The following is a 757-nucleotide window of genomic DNA, read 5'->3' as shown; positions in this document are numbered from 1 at the left end:
TAAAAACACAAACTCATAATTCTCTGGTAAAGGCAAATTCATTTCCCATGCAAGTTCAGCAGCTATATTATGATAATTGATTGTTTCATTTTTATCATTGAGTTTTTTAGGATCAAGTAATGAGGGATAAGGGTGGTTTTGTTTTTTATATTTTTCATTAAAATCATTTGATAATAACCATTCTTCTATGAGATTAAAATGTTTTAAGAAAAAAGTAAAATTATGAAAAATATTATCTAGTATAGCTTTATAATCTTTATGAGTGTTTAATATATTTTCTATTGTTAAAACTTTTTTTAAAAATAATCTTTTATTATTTAAAAGATCTTTAGGAATATTTATATTATATTCTTTAAATTTTTCAAATATTTTTTTAAAAGTTTTAAAATCTGCATTAGCTTCTTGGATATTTTTAGACAGTTTAAACATACTTCCTTTATACCAAGTTCTAAAAGTTTGTAAAAGCACTTCACCTAAAAAATAGGATAAATGAAATTGATATTTTAAAGCTTGTTCATAATCAGTGCATTTTTCTAAAGGAGGATATTTAAGTTGAGGAAATACTTTTATAGTTTCTTGATAAATTCTTTTTTCTTTTTTATATTGTTTTTTTATTTGATAAAGTTTTTTACATAATCTTATATACCCCCCCCCATTATTATTATATTCTATCATAGCTTGTCCTAGTTTATAAGCAAGATGATTTTTTATCCTTTGTATAGCTGAGTTAGGATTTTGCATAAATTTCCTTTTTGGT

Annotated in this window: 1 pseudogene; it reads right to left on the bottom strand. The window is 22.6% G+C overall.

The annotated features are described in order from the left end of the window. Positions 1-741, bottom strand: a pseudogene (locus GRQ01_RS07555) (DUF2972 domain-containing protein); the annotation flags it as partial. Between the last annotated feature and the right edge of the window lie 16 nt (positions 742-757).

Source organism: Campylobacter bilis, assembly GCF_016806695.1.
Taxonomy (GTDB): domain Bacteria; phylum Campylobacterota; class Campylobacteria; order Campylobacterales; family Campylobacteraceae; genus Campylobacter_D; species Campylobacter_D bilis.
This window is presented reverse-complemented; position numbering and strand designations above follow the sequence as displayed.